This is a genomic window from Photorhabdus asymbiotica, from assembly GCF_003634575.1.
GTDB lineage: Bacteria > Pseudomonadota > Gammaproteobacteria > Enterobacterales > Enterobacteriaceae > Photorhabdus > Photorhabdus asymbiotica.
The window spans coordinates 497,777-514,921 of record NZ_RBLJ01000001.1 but is presented as its reverse complement, the minus strand read 5'-3'; the positions used below and the strand labels follow the sequence as shown (position 1 = coordinate 514,921).

General features: G+C 40.7%; 16 protein-coding genes and 1 other annotated feature. Of the genes, 9 read left to right on the top strand and 7 right to left on the bottom strand.

The genetic code is table 11. The features are described from left to right. Window positions 1-3: 3 nt before the first annotated feature. Together BDD30_RS02195 and BDD30_RS02190 are read right to left on the bottom strand one after the other, a co-directional pair. Complete coding sequence (locus tag BDD30_RS02195) at window positions 4-1,395, bottom strand: L-cystine transporter (RefSeq protein WP_015833996.1); 1,392 nt, start codon at window positions 1,393-1,395, stop codon at window positions 4-6. Between the two features lie 186 nt (window positions 1,396-1,581). Continuing rightward, entirely contained in the window at window positions 1,582-2,130 is a 549-nt protein-coding gene (locus tag BDD30_RS02190; protein WP_015833997.1) for a metal-dependent hydrolase, read from the bottom strand. Window positions 2,131-2,981: 851 nt separating this feature from the next. On the opposite strand from BDD30_RS02190, the gene BDD30_RS02185 reads away from it, so the two are divergent. Both BDD30_RS02185 and BDD30_RS02180 read left to right on the top strand, forming a co-directional pair. Beyond that, window positions 2,982-3,452, top strand: a complete 471-nt coding sequence (locus tag BDD30_RS02185; protein ID WP_446934261.1) for a phage tail fiber protein — start codon at window positions 2,982-2,984, stop codon at window positions 3,450-3,452. 350 nt (window positions 3,453-3,802) lie between these two features. Continuing rightward, complete coding sequence (locus tag BDD30_RS02180) at window positions 3,803-4,342, top strand: YniB family protein (protein ID WP_015833999.1); 540 nt, start codon at window positions 3,803-3,805, stop codon at window positions 4,340-4,342. A 59-nt stretch (window positions 4,343-4,401) separates the two neighbouring features. Here BDD30_RS02180 and BDD30_RS02175 read toward each other — a convergent pair whose 3' ends face one another. The 5 genes from BDD30_RS02175 to BDD30_RS02155 all read right to left on the bottom strand — a co-directional run bounded on the left by BDD30_RS02175 (window position 4,402) and on the right by BDD30_RS02155 (window position 8,958). Next, a complete protein-coding gene (locus BDD30_RS02175) occupies window positions 4,402-5,271 on the bottom strand; it encodes a fructosamine kinase family protein (RefSeq protein ID WP_015834000.1) in 870 nt (289 codons plus the stop codon). A 123-nt stretch (window positions 5,272-5,394) separates the two neighbouring features. Next, window positions 5,395-6,282 carry a metal ABC transporter permease gene (locus tag BDD30_RS02170; protein WP_015834001.1) on the bottom strand — a complete coding sequence of 296 codons (888 nt, stop codon included), beginning with the start codon at window positions 6,280-6,282 and terminating at the stop codon, window positions 5,395-5,397. Next, window positions 6,279-7,154, bottom strand: a complete 876-nt coding sequence (locus tag BDD30_RS02165) for a metal ABC transporter permease (RefSeq protein ID WP_015834002.1) — start codon at window positions 7,152-7,154, stop codon at window positions 6,279-6,281. The genes BDD30_RS02170 and BDD30_RS02165 overlap by 4 nt, the downstream gene beginning before the upstream one ends. Beyond that, on the bottom strand, window positions 7,151-8,047 hold the full coding sequence (locus BDD30_RS02160; RefSeq protein WP_015834003.1) for a manganese/iron ABC transporter ATP-binding protein: 897 nt from the start codon (window positions 8,045-8,047) through the stop codon (window positions 7,151-7,153). Before BDD30_RS02160 ends, BDD30_RS02165 begins: the two co-directional genes overlap by 4 nt. Further along, complete coding sequence (locus BDD30_RS02155; protein WP_015834004.1) at window positions 8,044-8,958, bottom strand: metal ABC transporter substrate-binding protein; 915 nt, start codon at window positions 8,956-8,958, stop codon at window positions 8,044-8,046. Before BDD30_RS02155 ends, BDD30_RS02160 begins: the two co-directional genes overlap by 4 nt. 222 nt (window positions 8,959-9,180) lie before the next feature. Here BDD30_RS02155 and BDD30_RS02150 point away from each other — a divergent pair, with 222 nt between their 5' ends. The 7 genes from BDD30_RS02150 to pheT all read left to right on the top strand — a co-directional run bounded on the left by BDD30_RS02150 (window position 9,181) and on the right by pheT (window position 17,145). Beyond that, window positions 9,181-9,849 (top strand): transglycosylase SLT domain-containing protein, encoded by a 669-nt coding sequence (locus BDD30_RS02150; RefSeq protein ID WP_015834005.1) that lies wholly within the window; start codon window positions 9,181-9,183, stop codon window positions 9,847-9,849. Between the two features lie 414 nt (window positions 9,850-10,263). After that, a complete protein-coding gene (thrS, locus tag BDD30_RS02145; RefSeq protein WP_015834006.1) occupies window positions 10,264-12,192 on the top strand; it encodes a threonine--tRNA ligase in 1,929 nt (642 codons plus the stop codon). A 3-nt stretch (window positions 12,193-12,195) separates the two neighbouring features. Beyond that, entirely contained in the window at window positions 12,196-12,735 is a 540-nt protein-coding gene (gene infC, locus BDD30_RS02140) for a translation initiation factor IF-3 (protein ID WP_071823701.1), read from the top strand. A gap of 98 nt (window positions 12,736-12,833) precedes the next feature. Next, window positions 12,834-13,031 (top strand): 50S ribosomal protein L35, encoded by a 198-nt coding sequence (rpmI, locus tag BDD30_RS02135; protein ID WP_006118955.1) that lies wholly within the window; start codon window positions 12,834-12,836, stop codon window positions 13,029-13,031. A gap of 42 nt (window positions 13,032-13,073) precedes the next feature. Further along, window positions 13,074-13,430: a 50S ribosomal protein L20 gene (gene rplT, locus BDD30_RS02130; RefSeq protein ID WP_015834008.1), complete on the top strand. Its 357-nt coding sequence runs from the start codon at window positions 13,074-13,076 to the stop codon at window positions 13,428-13,430. A gap of 104 nt (window positions 13,431-13,534) precedes the next feature. After that, window positions 13,535-13,665, top strand: a sequence feature (Phe leader region). 94 nt (window positions 13,666-13,759) lie between these two features. Continuing rightward, window positions 13,760-14,743, top strand: a complete 984-nt coding sequence (gene pheS / locus BDD30_RS02125; protein ID WP_015834009.1) for a phenylalanine--tRNA ligase subunit alpha — start codon at window positions 13,760-13,762, stop codon at window positions 14,741-14,743. Between the two features lie 14 nt (window positions 14,744-14,757). Beyond that, window positions 14,758-17,145, top strand: coding sequence for a phenylalanine--tRNA ligase subunit beta (gene pheT, locus BDD30_RS02120; RefSeq protein WP_015834010.1), 2,388 nt, complete (start codon window positions 14,758-14,760; stop codon window positions 17,143-17,145).

Below are 17,145 nucleotides of genomic sequence, written 5' to 3'. Positions count from 1 at the left end.
AAATTATACCTGATTTAACTCAATTTCTTCTTCTTGATTGAGGATGGTTGTATCAGTTTGTTTCATCAATTGGCTGGTAATTGTACCTGCGGTCATTGAACCACTTACATTCAAGGCTGTGCGGCCCATGTCAATAAGAGGTTCAACAGAAATCAACAGGGCAATTAACGTTACAGGTAATCCCATTGCGGGTAAAACAATCAGTGCAGCAAATGTAGCCCCTCCACCTACACCGGCAACGCCAGCAGAACTGATAGTTACAATGCCGACTAGTGTTGCAATCCACACAGGGTCAAATGGATTTATCCCTACTGTTGGAGCAACCATGGTTGCCAGCATGGCAGGATAAATACCGGCACAACCATTCTGACCAATTGTTGCTCCGAAAGATGCTGAGAAACTGGCAATAGACTCAGGTACACCGATACGGAGTGTCTGTGTTTCAACATTCAACGGAATACTGGCAGCACTTGAACGGCTGGTGAATGCAAAGGTTAGCACTGGCCAGATTTTTTTGAAAAATTTTACTGGATTGATACCAGTAAAAGAGAGCAAAAATCCGTGAATCACAAACATCAAAGTGAGTGCAACATAAGATGCGATAACAAAACTGCCCAGTTTCACGATTTCGTGGATGTTAGAATTAGCGACAACTTTAGTCATTAGAGCCATGACACCATATGGTGTCAGACGCATGACCAGGCGAACTAATTTCATTGTCCATGCTTGCATCGTATCAATAGCGACTAATGCTAGTTCACCATGTTTGTGATCATCTTTCAGCATTTGCAGGGCAGCAACACCCAAAAAGGTTGCAAAAATAACAACACTAATAACAGAAGTTGGATTGATACCCGTTAAATCAGCAAATGGGTTTTTAGGAATAAAAGACAAAATTAATTGTGGCACAGACAAGTCAGAGACTTTGCCTATATAGTTGTTTTCTATGGTAGACAGGCGTGCTGTTTCTTGGGTTCCTTGAACCAAACCTTCAGCAGTCAGGCCGAATAGGTTAGTAATAATGATACCGATGAATGCTGCGATCATTGTCGTGAACAGCAGCGTTCCGATGGTCAAGAAACTAATTTTTCCTAAAGAAGATGCTTTATGTAATCTGGCAACTGCACTCAGAATAGAGGCAAATACTAGAGGCATAATTACCATCTGTAGAAGTTGTACGTAACCATTGCCGACAATGTTGAACCATGATATCGATTCTTTCACTGTGGCATTATCGGGACCATAAATGAGTTGTAATGTCAAGCCAAAAATAACGCCAATGGCAAGGCCGATAAGAACTTTTTTCGACAGACTCCATTGATGTGAACTAGCTTTTGACAATAGCAAAAGCAGTGCTGCGAAAACGAGCACATTCAGAATGAGTGATAAATTCATTCCCAAACTCCAGAATTCAATTAGTTAGGTAATAAGCTGTATTGAATCGTGTAAGTCTGCAAACGAACACATTACAACAAGCAGTTGGGGAATATAATATCAGTTTAAATCATTTCTATTTATAACTAGATCGAATTTGATATAACAAATTGGGTGATTAGGATTTAATTTTAGTCAGTTAAAGCATTAAAAATAGAGTTCCTTGATATAATCTATATAAAAGAATATAGAGTATTCAATATTTCTTGGCAGGAAAATGGCAATAATAATCAGTAGGGCAGAAATAAATCTTTCTGCTTTCTTATTTCCTTGCTTGCCAAGCACCGGTAGGCGGAAACGTATTTTTATTGGCCATAACAATGGTACACCAGCAGGAGTTAGCATATCTGCGATCAGATGACTTAAATAGCCAACAATCATGGCATGGAAAAAATCAGTTGGAATAGGCCACTCTTCTGGTATTTTTAGCCAAAATAAAGCGACACCTAATATGAGAGCAAGTAGGCTATGAGTAAATCCTCTATGTCCACATAATTTGGCGATTGGTATGGAGATAAACCTAAATAGTTTACCCAAGGTTGAATTTGGGTGATCTATATCTGGTAACAAGGCGGTGAGAAGCACCCCTGGTAGCATATGTAACCAGTCACCATTAGCTATTTCTGGTGTTATTTCGAGTTTGTGTGCCAGCATAATACTGGCAACTGAAAATAAAAGATGCCCTTCTGCGGTCATAAGTTCCTCTGGGTGGTGACTGTCTATCCATACAGTGGGCGAGTATAGAGGGTTTTATGCGGGTAAGATAGAGGTTGAAAAATAAAAATATCTTATTTATTAATAAATAACGTTAATATTTAATCAAGTTTTTATTTGACAGAATGAGATATGAACGCTATGGCGACTATATGAACAATTAAACACTTCCGTCTGAACAGATAATGGTAGTTAAAGTCATAGTTAAATGATATGCGTTACTGGATCATTAAAATGATGAGTTGATGGTACATTATAGGTAACAAACGTTGAGGCGATAGGTTATCCAACGCTAGGAATCAATTGTAACTGTTTCCATTGAGGTGTTTGCGTTGATAATTCATTAATAGATTTCTCTATGTCCCTATTCTTCTTAAGTAGTCTAGGTAACTTTTCATAGAGTTATTACAAGATTAGACTTACAAAGGGAGTGAATCCATTGTTCAATATAAATTTTAAATATATTTTATATTCCAAGGTGTTGAACTACTTATTACTACCAATTATATAGAAATAGTTAATAATTTAATAAATAAGAATGATCCATTATTTTTCATTCAAACTACACTCCGGTTGAAGATAATCGTGAGAAGTCATCTGTACGATGATTCAATATGTTAATTATAAAATCATATTATTTAATTATAGGGGGAATATATGAATCCTAATAATGATTTTAAAGCTTTTTCTATTCATTTATATATTTATTGGTCCTTATGCTCAAAACATAATTTTAAATGCTTTTACGTCAGCTAATGCGACTGTTAGTCGATTATTGAGAATAGCAGAGTTGTCAGAAGTCTAAAGGTGCAGTTAAGGGAAAGGTTACTCCTATTTATTATCTGAAAAATCAGGTTCCAGCACGCCCCGACGCTAACGGCAATCTTAGAGTATCCAGCCTGGTTGTAGATATTCGTCCAGACGGAACTTATGAGCTAACCCGTGAAGCGGAAGGGATGGCTGTCGAGCGGAGAGAGACAGGGAAATATCATATCAGCAGCCACAATGGTTTTCCTAAAGATGGTGAGTGCGGAATTTATGGTAGTACTATCGTCCCAGCAGATAGTAACGGATTGAATCTTATTTGGGTTAATGAAAATGTAGATACATCCAGCGGAGATATAATAATCGAGTGCTATTATCGTCAAAATACAGACGCTCCCGGGTTCGTTCAAAATAAGCGTGTCAAAGGAGTAACTGCAACAGGCGAAGTCATTTATTACAATAATGGTGAGCTATGTGATATTCCAGAAGGAAGAGTAATAAATGTTCGCGTGCAATTGCCTGAAAAAACCTCAGGGTAATGAAATAAGGGCTGTTTGGCCCTTATTGCTCACAATGACAAGAATTTACTTTCCTCTGTTCAATGATTTTTAGATAATTGTAGCGGTCTACTTGGTTGAAACTTTTGAGTAAATTGTATGTAGCTTAGCTGACGTATTTTTAAGCTTCTTGGGGTGACAGGTTGGCTATCGGGTACTCCCATTGGTCATAGTAGTTAGCGAAAATTGATTGTAGCAATCTTGATGGATGAAATTTTTTCTTATGGGAAATGGTAAGAAGTTCTTAGTTAATTAAATATAAAGTTAAATTTAATGACTGATGGTCTATGATTAAACAAAAATAAAATCTATTTATCGCTAGGGAGATATCGATGACTTACCAGAAAGCCGGATATATCGCTATGATGAAGCGAGTCTTGGGTTGGGTGATTTTTATTCCGGCACTTGTATCAACTATTGTTTCTGTAATCAATCTTGTTTGTCGGCATGGTATTAGAGGTGATGGCATCAATGCGGTTTTGGGTGATTTTCTGAAGATGATGGCAGAAATGGTTCGCTTTAATACTCCATTCTTGGATTTCTTCTGGAAGAATTCTCCAACGCCCGATCGTTTGGTTGGTTTTACAGGATCAACTTTTGGGTTCTTGCTTATCTATTTCCTTATTTTTATTGGTCTCGCCATGAGAGCATCAGGTCAACGCATGTATAGGCAGGTGAAGTTTATACGTGAAAATATTGAGGATCAGCTTATTCTTGAGAAAGCCAAAGGCAGCAATGGCCTGACAAAGGAACAGATTGAATCAAAAATTAAACTTCCTCATCATACACTGTTCAGCCAGATTTATATCTTATATATTTCACCGATAATTGTTGGTGTAATTGCTTATTTTATACTGGAAATTTTAGGTTAGTAAGTTCTCCAATGGTTATTGCTGCGGAATAAAGTGTTTTCGCAGCCTGATTACTTTATTTATTGACTATTCTCGGACAGAATATTATCAATAATATTTTGAACTGTAACAAAATTATCACCACCAAACAGGTTACATCGGTTAAGTAAGTAATAAAGTTGATATATAGGTTGTCGTTCAATGAAGCTAGCGGGAAGTGGCCAGACGCTCTGATACCCATCAAAAATTTGCATTGGTAAGTCAGGGTATAACGGTAACATCGCAAAATCACACTCACGATCTCCCCAATAGCAGGCTGGGTCGAAAACAACCGCGTTATCATCTAGAGAAGCACAATTAGCTGGCCAGAGATCTCCATGTAACAGAGAGGGTTGTGGATGGTGATGTTGCAGTTTGTTACTTACTGCTTGAACAATATTATCAATATCACCAAATATCATGCCTTTTTCCGCCGCAATTTGTAATTGCCAACCAACCCTTTTCTCTGCATAAAATTGATGCCAACGTCGTTGCCAGCCATTTGGTTGTGGTGTTGTTGCTAGCATATTGTCGAAATCAAAGCCGAATTGAAGTTGCTCACTCCACTGATGAAGTTTTGCCAGTTGTTGGCCGAAGCAATAAGCACTGTGAGGATCAAAAGGTTTTAAAAACAGAAATTCAAGTAACAGAAAACTATAGTCACGATCACAGCCAATACCATAAATGGCTGGAACACGGATAGTTTGGCTGCGTGCCAGCAGTTCAAGTTGCTCTGATTCTGCTTTGAAGACAGGAAGCATTTCCCTTTGGTTAGATTTGATAAAAATTTGCCTTTCTCCATGGGTAATCCGCCAAGTTTGATGGATATCTCCCCCGACTAACTCAGTTTTATTGTGAATTTCGGCAACACCGAAATGCTCATTCAATAAACGATTTACTGCTTGCCACATGGTTCACCTCTCTATAGTCCTCAATCACTTTATAAACAATTAACAATTATAGTCAGAGAAAATATATGATCAGGTAAAAAAGATGATTAACGGGGTTATATCAAACAGATATAACCCTTTTTGTTATTGATTGAGCTCGTTAGAAATTTTCAGAGAAATTTGATGCGTTTTACGTTTGGATTTTATTCTTGCCAGTTTTATTTGGCTATAAGTCAGTGCTAGTGTAAAGAAAATGGCTTGAACAATAACAATGCACGGACCCGTTGCTCCATCAATGTGGAAACTAATAAGTGTACCAAGAACACAGGAGCTGACTGATGCAATAACGGCGACAATTAACATCCGATCAAAGCTGCGGCATAGTGTGAAAGCAATGATTCCTGGTGATATCAACATTGCAATGACCAAAATCATTCCTACAGCTTGTAAAGAAGCAACTATTGTCATTGCTAGCAGGCAAAGTAAGCCGTAATGCAAAAACTTAATGGGCAATCCCACTACACGCGCTTGATTAGGATCAAAGCAGTAGAGCATGAAGTCTTTGCGTTTCAATAGAATTACTATCATAGTAATGCAGGTAATCCATAGTGTTTGATTCAATTCATCTTTAGTTATCCCTAACATGTTACCAAACAGAATATGGGTAAGATGCTGGTCGGTATCCATTCGGGCAAAAAGAACTAGACCAAAAGCAAACATACCAGAAAAGACAATTCCCATAACGGTATCTTCTTTTATTCGGCTATGTTCTTTCAGATATCCTGTTGCAAAAGCACAAAAAATACCAGAAAGAAATGCACCAATAGCCAGTGGTATCCCAGCAGCGAAAGCCAGAACAATCCCTGGTAATACGGCGTGAGAGATAGCATCACCCATTAATGACCAGCCTTTAAGTACCAGATAGCAAGAGAGCATCGCACACACAGCGCCTGTTACAATAGCTGCAAATATTGCCCGTTGCATAAACGGAAACATAAACGGCTCAGTAATTAACTGAATTAACTCATTCATGATTGCGTCTCCTTCGCTAATGCTGAGGATTCTTTTCTGGCACGTATACGAGAAGCGAATAGCCCGTGTTTTGGTGCAAGGAAGAACGTCAATAAGAAAATAACTGTTTGAAGCGTGACAATGACGCCACCGGTAGCACCATTGAGAAAGAAACTTAAGTAAGCGCCAAATGCACTAGTTAGGACACCAATGGCAATAGCAATTATCAGTAAGCGTTTAAAACGGTCAGTCAGCAAATAAGCTGTTGCACCTGGAGTCACTACCATTGCAATTACTAAAATAGCGCCAACAGTTTGTAAGGCTGCGACTGTACATGCGCTTAATAAAGTAAAAAAAATAATTTTCATCCTCAAGGGCGATAGGCCAATAGAACGTGCATGAGTTTCATCGAAGAACACAACGAGTAAATCTTTCCAGATAAACATTAACACGATCAATGAAACTGTAATGATGATTTCAACTTGAAGAACATCTTCATCAGCGATACCAAGAATATTGCCAAGAATAATGGTTTGTACGTTAACAGATGTTGGATTGAGAGAAACTATTAATAAGCCGGCAGCAAAGAAGGTAGAAAATATAAATCCGATCACCGCATCTTCGCGTAAGCGAGTAATATGACGAACAAGAGTCATCGACAGGGCTGCCAACATGCCGGTAAAAAAAGCGCCACCAGCATAAGGAAGACCCAGTGCGTAAGCACCGGCGACACCAGGTACAACCGAGTGAGAGAGTGCATCTCCCATCAATGACCAGCCTTTTAGCATCAGATAGGCGGAAAGAAAGGCACAGACGGCACCGACGATAGCACTAACCCAGATAGCTTTTACCATGTAGTTATAGTGAAAAGGTTGCAGCAAAAGTTCTATCATGGTTGGCGTTTCTCCTTTTGCTGAGTTTGCCGCGGCGGAATATGATGGTTATGACCATAAAAGACTGCTGCACGTTCATCATCAGTAATAACAGTTAGAGAACGTGGGTCATCGTCATCATGTAATTCTGATCCAGATAGATTGATGTGGCGAAGCACTCCACCAAAAGTCCTCTCTAAATTCTTTTGAGTGAATGTTGTTTCTGTTGGGCCACTGGCCAGAACAGTCCGGTTGATCAGGATAACATGGTCACAGAATTCAGGCACACTACCGAGATTGTGTGTTGAAACCAGCACCAGATGGCCTTCATCGCGTAAATCACACAGTAAGTCGATGATGGCATTTTCTGTTTTTACGTCAACACCGGTGAAAGGTTCATCCAGTAATAGAACTTTTCCTTCTTGAGCCAGAGCCCTTGCAAGAAAAACCCGTTTTTTCTGTCCGCCTGAAAGTTCACCAATCTGCCGATTGCGTAGGGCAGTTAAGCCAACGCGTTCAAGAGCTTCATCAACAGTTTGGTGATCTTTTTTACCTGGGATTCTCAAAAATCCCATTTTGCCGTAGCGGCCCATCATAACAACATCGGAAACCAGTACTGGAAAGTTCCAGTCAACTTCTTCTGTCTGCGGTACATATGCAATGATATTTTTCTTTAAAGCGCTTTTAACAGGCATATTGCTCAGGGTAACTTTCCCTTGAGATGGGTTTACCAGACCCATAATAGTCTTAAACAATGTGGACTTACCGCTACCGTTAATACCAACTAACGCACAGATAGTACCGCCAGTGATGGAGAAACTTGCATCATAAATAGCGGTGTGACCGTTGTTGTAAGTTACAGTGGCATCATCAACCACTAAATGAGGACGTTCAAACGGCTTACTGCTATTCATTGATTAAATCCTTTTGCTATTGTATCTACGGTTTTGTTCAACAAATCAATATACGTTGGTACTGGACCGTCACTACCAGAGAGTGAGTCTACATAAAGAACACCACCATAACGGGCATCAGTTTCTTTACTGACTTGTTTGGCTGGTTTATCAGAAATTGTACTTTCGCTAAATACAACTGGGATTTTATTTGCTCTTACAGTATCAATGACATGACGAACTTGTTGTGGCGAGCCTTGTTCTTCTGCATTGATTGGCCACAGATAAACTTCTTTGAGTTGATAATCCTTAGCCAGATAACTGAAAGCACCTTCACTGGTAACTAGCCAACGTTGATCCTGTGGAATACGGGAAAGACGCTCTCTCAATGGAGAATCGAGTTTTGCGATTTTTTCAGCGTAGGCTTTGGCGTTCCTATTATAACTTTCTGCATTTTCAGGATCATATTTCACAAATGCTTTGCGAATATTTTCAATATAGACCAAGGCGTTTGTTGGCGACATCCATGCGTGAGGGTTAGGATTTCCGTTATAAGGTCCTTCACGGATAGGTAATGGTAGAATGCCGTCAGTAATAACAACTGCTGGTATATCTTTGAGATTTTCAAAGAAGCGCTCAAACCAGCGTTCCAAATTCAATCCATTCCATAGAATCAAATCAGCATGTTGGGACTTAATAATATCTTTGGGGGTAGGTTGATAATCATGGATTTCAGCGCCTGGTTTAGTAATTGATTCAACAATTGCAGCATCACCTGCTACATTTTGTGCTATATCCTGAATGATAGTAAAGGTGGTGACGACTTTGAATTTTTTAGTGGCAGATACTTGCTGGCTGAATAAAACTATAGATAGGAGAATCAAAGTCATTCCCAGTATGGGAGAAGGGAGCAGAGAAAGTTTTTTCTTCATCGGTTCAAACCTTACTTGTTATAAGTATATATATGATAACGATTATCAATATCATTTAAGTAAAGTCAAGGTTATAAAGTTTGGAAACAGAGATTATTGCGATAGTCATTTCATATGATATGAACACGAATACAGTTAAAAGTTAAGTAAAAATATTTTTGGGTTGTAAGTGAAATTGTATATGCTGCGTTTTAATAAATCTGATCCAGAGGATTATTTAAGGTGAAATCAAGATTCAGCATTGCAGTACTGATTGTTCTATTGGTAGGTTGTGCCGAAAAGAATCTCCAGCAAACAAGTCTCGGTAAACAACCAGGCCTGCAACGTATGCTTAGTGGTGGTGCTGTAACTAAGTTTTCTTCTAATTTACCCCCGACACCATTTGATACATTTATTCAGCAGGCATCTAATCGATATGGTGTTGATGAAACACTTATCAGAGCGATTATTCAAGTTGAATCAGGTTTTCGCCCTGATGTAGTCAGTAAATCGAATGCAATTGGTCTTATGCAGATTAAAGCATCAACAGCAGGGCGAGATGTATATCGACAGAAGGGGCGCCTTGGTCAACCGACAATCCGTGAGTTGAAAGATCCTAAAACTAATATTGATCTTGGCACTGCTTACATCAGCATTCTGAAAGAGCAGCATTTGGCAGGGATTAATAACCCTGAGACTCTCTACTACGCGACTATTGTTGCTTACGTAAATGGCGCTGGTGCCCTTTTACGCATTTTTAGTACAGATCGCCAGTTAGCTGTTAATAAAATAAATCGTATGACACCGGATGAGTTTTATCAGCATGTTCAGGATAATCATCCGGCAGCCCAGGCTCCACGCTATTTGTGGAAAGTAAAAAATGCTTATCGTTCATTGACAATGATAGAATAGCAAACGGAGGAAAATGGTGATTCATTTCTAATGGGTTTTCTACATTGTATATTATCGGCCATTCTTTAATGTTGATTTCAATATCAAATTTACAGTATTTATCCGATTCTACAACAAGATCAAAGTGTGGACTTTTTAGTCGTGACCATGATCGTGTTATTGACATATCGGATTATTAACTCTTTATGCCTTTTAGTTTTCTAACTAAACATAGCCGTGACCTGAATGTTTGTTAGTGGTATATTTTCATCGTGTTTCGGTATCAAAGGCAGTCACTTTTTATATTGTGTACCAATTTTAGTACCAAACTTTAATGGATTGACTAGATAATAATTTAAATCGTTATTTTAGTTGAATATCAAACTCCTTCAAGTGACCTTTCGTGTGGGTCACCACTGTAAATAAGGATTGTAAATGCCTGTTATTACACTTCCTGACGGTAGCCAACGCCAGTTTGACCGTGCTGTTTCTGTAATGGATGTTGCCTGTGATATTGGTCCGGGCTTAGCGAAAGCATGTATTGCTGGCCGTGTAAATGGTGAGCTGGTGGATACTTGTGAATTAATCGATTCAGATGCAAACCTTGCAATTATCACTAGTAAAGATGACGCAGGATTGGAAATTATCCGCCATTCATGTGCACATTTGCTGGGTCATGCGATTAAACAATTATGGCCAGATACTAAAATGGCTATCGGCCCAGTTATTGATAATGGTTTCTACTATGATGTTGATCTTGGCCGCGCTTTGACTCAGGAAGATATCGAGCTGCTTGAAAAACGCATGCTGGAACTTGCCAAAAAAGACTATGACGTCATCAAGAAAAAAGTAAGTTGGCAAGAGGCTCGTGATACATTTGTTGTTCGTGGTGAAGATTACAAGGTACAGATTTTGGATGAAAACATTGGTCGTGATGATCATCCTGGTCTGTACAATCATGAAGAATATGTTGACATGTGTCGTGGCCCACATGTGCCAAATATGCGTTTCTGCCATCATTTTAAATTGCAGAAAGTCGCTGGAGCATATTGGCGCGGGAATAGCAACAATAAAATGTTGCAACGTATATACGGCACTGCATGGTCGGATAAGAAACAGCTCAATACTTATCTGCAACGCCTGGAAGAAGCGGCTAAACGTGATCATCGTAAAATTGGTAAACAGCTAGATCTGTACCACATGCAGGAGGAAGCTCCTGGTATGGCATTCTGGCATAACGATGGCTGGACAATTTTTCGTGAACTAGAAACTTTCGTGCGCACTAAACTGAAGGAATATCAATATCAGGAAGTTAAAGGTCCATTTATGATGGATCGTGTGATGTGGGAAAGGACAGGCCATTGGGAAAACTACAATGAGCATATGTTCACCACTTCTTCAGAAAACCGCGAATATTGCGTTAAGCCGATGAATTGCCCAGGGCATATTCAGATTTTTAACCAAGGTTTAAAATCCTATCGTGATTTGCCTTTACGCATGGCTGAATTCGGCAGTTGTCACCGCAATGAACCGTCTGGTGCATTACATGGTTTAATGCGTGTTCGTGGTTTTACTCAGGATGATGCCCATATCTTCTGTACAGAAGAGCAAATTCACCGGGAAGTTAGCAACTGTATTAAGATGGTGTACGACGTTTACAGTACTTTTGGCTTTGAAAAAATCGTTGTGAAGTTGTCAACGCGCCCGGAAAAACGCATTGGTACTGAAGAGCAATGGAATCAGGCCGAAGAATCTCTGGCAGCGGCACTGCAAGAAAATGGTGTTCAGTTTGAATATCAGCCAGGCGAAGGTGCTTTTTACGGACCTAAAATTGAGTTTACTTTGCATGATTGTTTGGATCGTGCGTGGCAATGTGGTACTGTGCAACTTGATTTTTCACTACCAAGTCGTTTGGGTGCATCCTACGTAGGTGAAAATAATGAACGTAAGGTTCCTGTAATGATTCACCGTGCGGTTTTGGGGTCACTGGAACGGTTTATCGGTATCCTGACTGAGGAATATGCGGGTTTCTTCCCGACATGGATTGCTCCGCAGCAGGTAGTTGTGATGAATATCACTGACGGTCAGGCTGATTATGTACAGGAATTAGCAAAAAAATTCCAAGAATCTGGTATTCGTGCAAAAGCAGACTTGAGAAACGAGAAGATTGGCTTTAAAATCCGTGAACACACTCTGCGTCGTGTTCCTTATATGCTTGTCTGTGGTGAAAAAGAGGTCGAATCAGGGAAAATCTCTGTGCGTACTCGCCGCGGAAAAGATTTGGGTAGTATTGACGTTAACGAGTTCATTGAAAAACTGCTTATAGAAATACGCAGTCGTAAGCTTCATCAATTGGAGGAATAAGGTATTAAAGGCGGAAAAAGAATTCAAACGGCGCGTCCTAATCGCATTAATGGAGAGATTCGCGCTTCTGAAGTTCGTTTAACAGGTTTAGATGGCGAACAGATTGGTATTGTCAGTCTGAGAGAAGCTCTTGAAAAAGCTGAGGAAGTGGGTGTTGATTTGGTTGAAATCAGCCCAAATGCCGAGCCGCCGGTTTGCCGTATCATGGACTACGGCAAGTTCCTCTATGAGAAGAGTAAGTCAATCAAAGAACAGAAGAAGAAGCAAAAGGTTATTCAGGTTAAGGAAATTAAATTCCGTCCTGGTACAGATGAAGGCGACTATCAGGTCAAACTACGCAACCTGGTTCGTTTTCTGGAAGATGGCGATAAAGCCAAAATCACTCTGCGTTTCCGCGGGCGTGAAATGGCGCATCAACAGATTGGTGTCGAAATGCTCAACCGTATTCGCGACGATCTGGATGAACTGGCGGTGGTTGAATCATTCCCTTCGAAGATTGAAGGTCGTCAGATGATCATGGTGCTCGCTCCTAAGAAGAAATAGTTAGGCAGTCAAGTAATAAACTCCAGCTGGTTTTGTCTGGTTGGGGTTTGTTCGCCTTACTAATTCGTTGTAATTAACAATGCGAAGTGGAAATTAAAATGCCAAAGATTAAAACAGTACGCGGCGCTGCTAAACGCTTTAAAAAAACTGCAAGTGGTGGTTTTAAGCGTAAGCACGCTAACCTTCGTCACATTCTGACTAAGAAATCAACTAAGCGTAAACGTCATTTACGTCCAAAGGGCATGGTCTCCAAAGGTGATCTGGGCCTGGTTGTTGCTTGTTTGCCATACGCATAAGCAATTTTTTAGATTAGAACTCAGAGACGATAGGAGAAGTATATGGCTCGCGTAAAACGTGGTGTTGTCGCCCGTGCACGTCACAAGAAAATTTTAAAGCAAGCGAAAGGTTACTACGGTGCTCGTTCGCGCGTTTACCGTGTTGCCTTCCAGGCAGTAATCAAAGCAGGACAGTACGCTTACCGTGACCGTCGTCAGCGTAAACGTCAGTTCCGTCAACTGTGGATTGCACGTATCAACGCTGCTGCACGTCAAAATGGTCTGTCTTATAGCCGTTTCATCAATGGCTTGAAAAAGGCATCTATTGAAATTGACCGTAAAATCTTGGCTGACATCGCTGTGTTTGACAAAGTAGCATTTGCTGCTTTGGTTGAAAAAGCGAAAGGCGCTCTGGTATAAGCTAGAGTAGTAAGAGGGAGCATAGCTCCCTCTTTTACTTTTGTTTAAAAATGTGACTTACTAATGTGTCGCCATCAGAAAAAAATACCATTATTGAGAGAACTAATATTATGTTGTTCGCTTTTTTTCGCTTCTTTTTTTACTTTTACTTTAGCGCCTGAATCCAGGGGGCTTCGCGCGTAAGAAAAGAAACGAAAAGTTGCGCCTGAGCCTCCATCGTGGAGGCTTTTTTGTTTTTATCACAATAAAAACAGAAGCAGGTATATAGAGTCATTAAGTTATCAACGATAATTATTAGCAGGCCGTTAGGCCAAAGGAAGAGGAAAACGATGCCACATCTCGCTGAGCTGGTTGCAAAAGCAAAAGCAGCCGTAGAAGATGCCCAAGATGTTGCTGCGTTGGATTTGGTGCGTGTTGAATATTTAGGCAAAAAAGGCCATTTAACCCTCCAAATGTCATCGCTGCGTGATCTGCCGGCCGAAGAACGTCCAGCCGCAGGGGCTGTTATTAATCAGGCTAAACAGGAAATTCAAGAAGTTCTGAATGCCCGTAAAGAAAAACTGGAAGCTGATGTCTTGAACTCCCGTTTGGCAGCAGAAAAGATTGATATATCACTGCCAGGTCGCAGGATGGAAAATGGTGGGTTACATCCGGTTAACCGCACAATAGAGCGTATTGAAGCTTTCTTTGGTGAATTAGGTTTTTCTGTAGAATCAGGCCCTGAAATTGAAGATGATTATTACAACTTTGATGCATTGAATATTCCAGCGCATCATCCTGCGCGAGCTGATCATGATACGTTCTGGTTTGATGCTAAGCGTCTGTTACGTACTCAGACTTCAGGTGTGCAGGTTAGGACTATGCATAACCAACAGCCACCAATTCGTGTTATTGCACCAGGGCGTGTATATCGTAATGACTACGACCAGACACACACTCCTATGTTCCATCAGGTGGAAGGCTTGGTTATTGACAGAAGTATTAGTTTTACCAATCTGAAAGGGACATTGCACGATTTCTTAACCAATTTCTTTGAAGAAGATTTGCAGATCCGTTTCCGCCCATCTTACTTTCCATTTACAGAACCTTCGGCGGAAGTTGATGTAATGGGTAAAAATGGCAAATGGCTGGAAGTGCTGGGTTGCGGTATGGTTCATCCTAATGTTCTGAATAATGTTGGTCTTGATCCTGAAATCTATTCTGGTTTTGCTTTCGGCATGGGGGTAGAACGTCTAACGATGTTGCGTTACGGTGTAACGGATCTGCGTGCGTTCTTCGAAAATGATCTGCGTTTTCTCAAACAGTTTAAATAAGGCGGGAGTATCTCATGAAATTCAGTGAACTCTGGTTACGCGAGTGGGTAAACCCAGCCATCAGTAGTGAAGAATTATCTGACCAAATGACCATGCTTGGTCTGGAAGTTGATGGCATGGAAGCAGTAGCTGGTCAATTCCATGGCGTGGTTATTGGTGAAGTTGTCGAATGTGCCCAGCATCCGAATGCGGATAAGTTGCGGGTAACAAAAGTGAATGTAGGTGGTGAACGCCTGCTGGATATCGTTTGCGGTGCTCCAAATTGTCGTCAGGGATTGAAAGTTGCTGTAGCAACTGTGGGAGCTGTGCTGCCGGGTGATTTCAAAATCAAAGCGGCTAAACTGCGCGGTGAGCCTTCTGAAGGGATGCTGTGTTCTTTCTCAGAACTAGGTATTTCAGAGGATCATGACGGTATTATTGAATTACCAAATGATGCACCTTTAGGTATTGATCTGCGTGAATATCTGAAGTTAGATGACAGCGTAATTGAAATTAGTATTACACCTGACCGAGCTGATTGCCTGAGTATTATTGGTGTTGCACGTGATGTAGCAGTCGCTAATAAAATTCCATTATCTGAACAGCAAATTGAGGCAGTAAAACCGACAACAGATACTGTCTTCCCTATTCGTGTTGAAGTGACAGAAGCATGCCCACGTTACTTGGGTAGGGTAATTGAGAAAATTAATGTGAAAGCGGCAACGCCACTATGGATGCGTGAAAAATTGCGTCGTGGGGGAATCCGTTCCATCGATCCGATAGTCGATGTGACTAACTATGTGTTACTTGAATTGGGTCAACCATTGCATGCGTTTGATTTGGAGCGTCTAAATGGTTCAATCACTGTACGCATGGCGAAACAGGATGAAAAATTGGTGCTGCTGGATGGTACAGAAACCAACCTTTCTGCTGATACTCTAGTTATTTCTGATGAAAAACAAGCTGTTGCAATGGCAGGTATTTTTGGCGGTGAACATTCTGGTGTGAATGAAAAAACCCAAAATATTTTACTTGAGTGCGCATTTTTTTCACCTTTGGCGATTGCTGGCCGCGCTCGTCGTTATGGCTTACATACTGACGCTTCTCATCGTTATGAACGTGGTGTTGATCCTCAATTGCAGCACAAAGCAATTGAGAGGGCGACTCAATTACTGATTGATATTTGTGGTGGTGAAGCCGGTCCGATCATTGATGTTACTGATGAATCTCAATTGCCAAAACCAGCGACAATCACTCTGCGTCGTGAAAAGCTGGATCGTTTAATTGGCCATCACGTGCCTGACGAACAAGTTGGTGACATCTTAACCCGTTTAGGTTGTAAGGTCACTGTGCAAGAAAATTGCTGGCAGGCGGTTGTCCCGAGTTGGCGCTTTGATATGGAAATTGAAGAAGATCTGGTTGAAGAAGTTGCCCGTATCTACGGTTATAACAATATTCCTGATGTACCGATGCGTGCAGATCTTGTCATGAAAAAACATCGTGAAGCGGATCTTTCCTTGAAACGTGTTAAAACAATGCTGGTTGATAGAGGTTATCAGGAAGCGATTACTTACAGCTTTGTTGATCCTAAAATTCAGGCACTGTTACATCCACAGCAACAAGCGTTGATGTTACCTAACCCAATTTCAGCGGATATGTCAGCCATGCGTTTATCTTTGTTGACTGGTTTGCTAACAACAGTGGTATATAACCAGAACCGTCAGCAAAACCGTGTGCGCTTGTTTGAAACTGGTTTGCGTTTTGTTCCTGATGAAAATGCGGAACAGGATATTCGCCAGGAACTGGTGTTAGGGGGAGTTATCACCGGTAATCGTTTTGAAGAGCACTGGTCACTAGAAAAACAGTCTGTTGATTTCTTCGATATGAAAGGCGATTTGGAAGCTGTACTGGAATTGACTGGAAAATTATCTAAGATCTCTTTTAGAGCAGATGTAAATCCAGCATTACACCCAGGTCAAAGTGCTGGTATTTATTTGGAAAATGAATATATCGGATACATTGGGGTTGTTCACCCAGAGCTGGAGCGCAAACTTGATTTAAATGGCCGTACTGTGGTGTTCGAAGTACTCTGGAATAAGCTGGCAGACTGCGTGATTCCTGATGCGAAAGAAGTTTCGCGCTTCCCGTCAAACCGTCGTGATATCGCAATCGTTGTACCTGAAAATGTTGCGGCAGAAGATGTTTTGGTTGAATGTAAGAAAGTTGGCGTAAATCATATAGTTGGCATAAACTTGTTTGACGTGTATTGTGGTAAAGGTGTAGCCGAGGGTCATAAGAGCCTCGCTATAAGTTTTATCTTGCAGGATACCGCGCGTACACTGGAAGAAGAAGAGATTGCTGCGACCGTTAATAAATGTGTTGCAGTACTGAAACAGCGATTCCAAGCATCCTTGAGGGACTGA

Excerpts from the sequence above, each read along its gene's own strand:
- BDD30_RS02195 (WP_015833996.1), bottom strand. The coding sequence starts at position 1,395 with ATGAATTTATCACTCATTCTGAATGTGCTCGTTTTCGCAGCACTGCTT.
- BDD30_RS02190 (WP_015833997.1), bottom strand. The coding sequence starts at position 2,130 with ATGACCGCAGAAGGGCATCTTTTATTTTCAGTTGCCAGTATTATGCTG.
- BDD30_RS02180 (WP_015833999.1), top strand. The coding sequence starts at position 3,803 with ATGACTTACCAGAAAGCCGGATATATCGCTATGATGAAGCGAGTCTTG.
- BDD30_RS02175 (WP_015834000.1), bottom strand. The coding sequence starts at position 5,271 with ATGTGGCAAGCAGTAAATCGTTTATTGAATGAGCATTTCGGTGTTGCC.
- BDD30_RS02170 (WP_015834001.1), bottom strand. The coding sequence starts at position 6,282 with ATGAATGAGTTAATTCAGTTAATTACTGAGCCGTTTATGTTTCCGTTT.
- BDD30_RS02165 (WP_015834002.1), bottom strand. The coding sequence starts at position 7,154 with ATGATAGAACTTTTGCTGCAACCTTTTCACTATAACTACATGGTAAAA.
- BDD30_RS02160 (WP_015834003.1), bottom strand. The coding sequence starts at position 8,047 with ATGAATAGCAGTAAGCCGTTTGAACGTCCTCATTTAGTGGTTGATGAT.
- BDD30_RS02155 (WP_015834004.1), bottom strand. The coding sequence starts at position 8,958 with ATGAAGAAAAAACTTTCTCTGCTCCCTTCTCCCATACTGGGAATGACT.
- thrS (WP_015834006.1), top strand. The coding sequence starts at position 10,264 with ATGCCTGTTATTACACTTCCTGACGGTAGCCAACGCCAGTTTGACCGT.
- rpmI (WP_006118955.1), top strand. The coding sequence starts at position 12,834 with ATGCCAAAGATTAAAACAGTACGCGGCGCTGCTAAACGCTTTAAAAAA.
- rplT (WP_015834008.1), top strand. The coding sequence starts at position 13,074 with ATGGCTCGCGTAAAACGTGGTGTTGTCGCCCGTGCACGTCACAAGAAA.
- pheS (WP_015834009.1), top strand. The coding sequence starts at position 13,760 with ATGCCACATCTCGCTGAGCTGGTTGCAAAAGCAAAAGCAGCCGTAGAA.
- pheT (WP_015834010.1), top strand. The coding sequence starts at position 14,758 with ATGAAATTCAGTGAACTCTGGTTACGCGAGTGGGTAAACCCAGCCATC.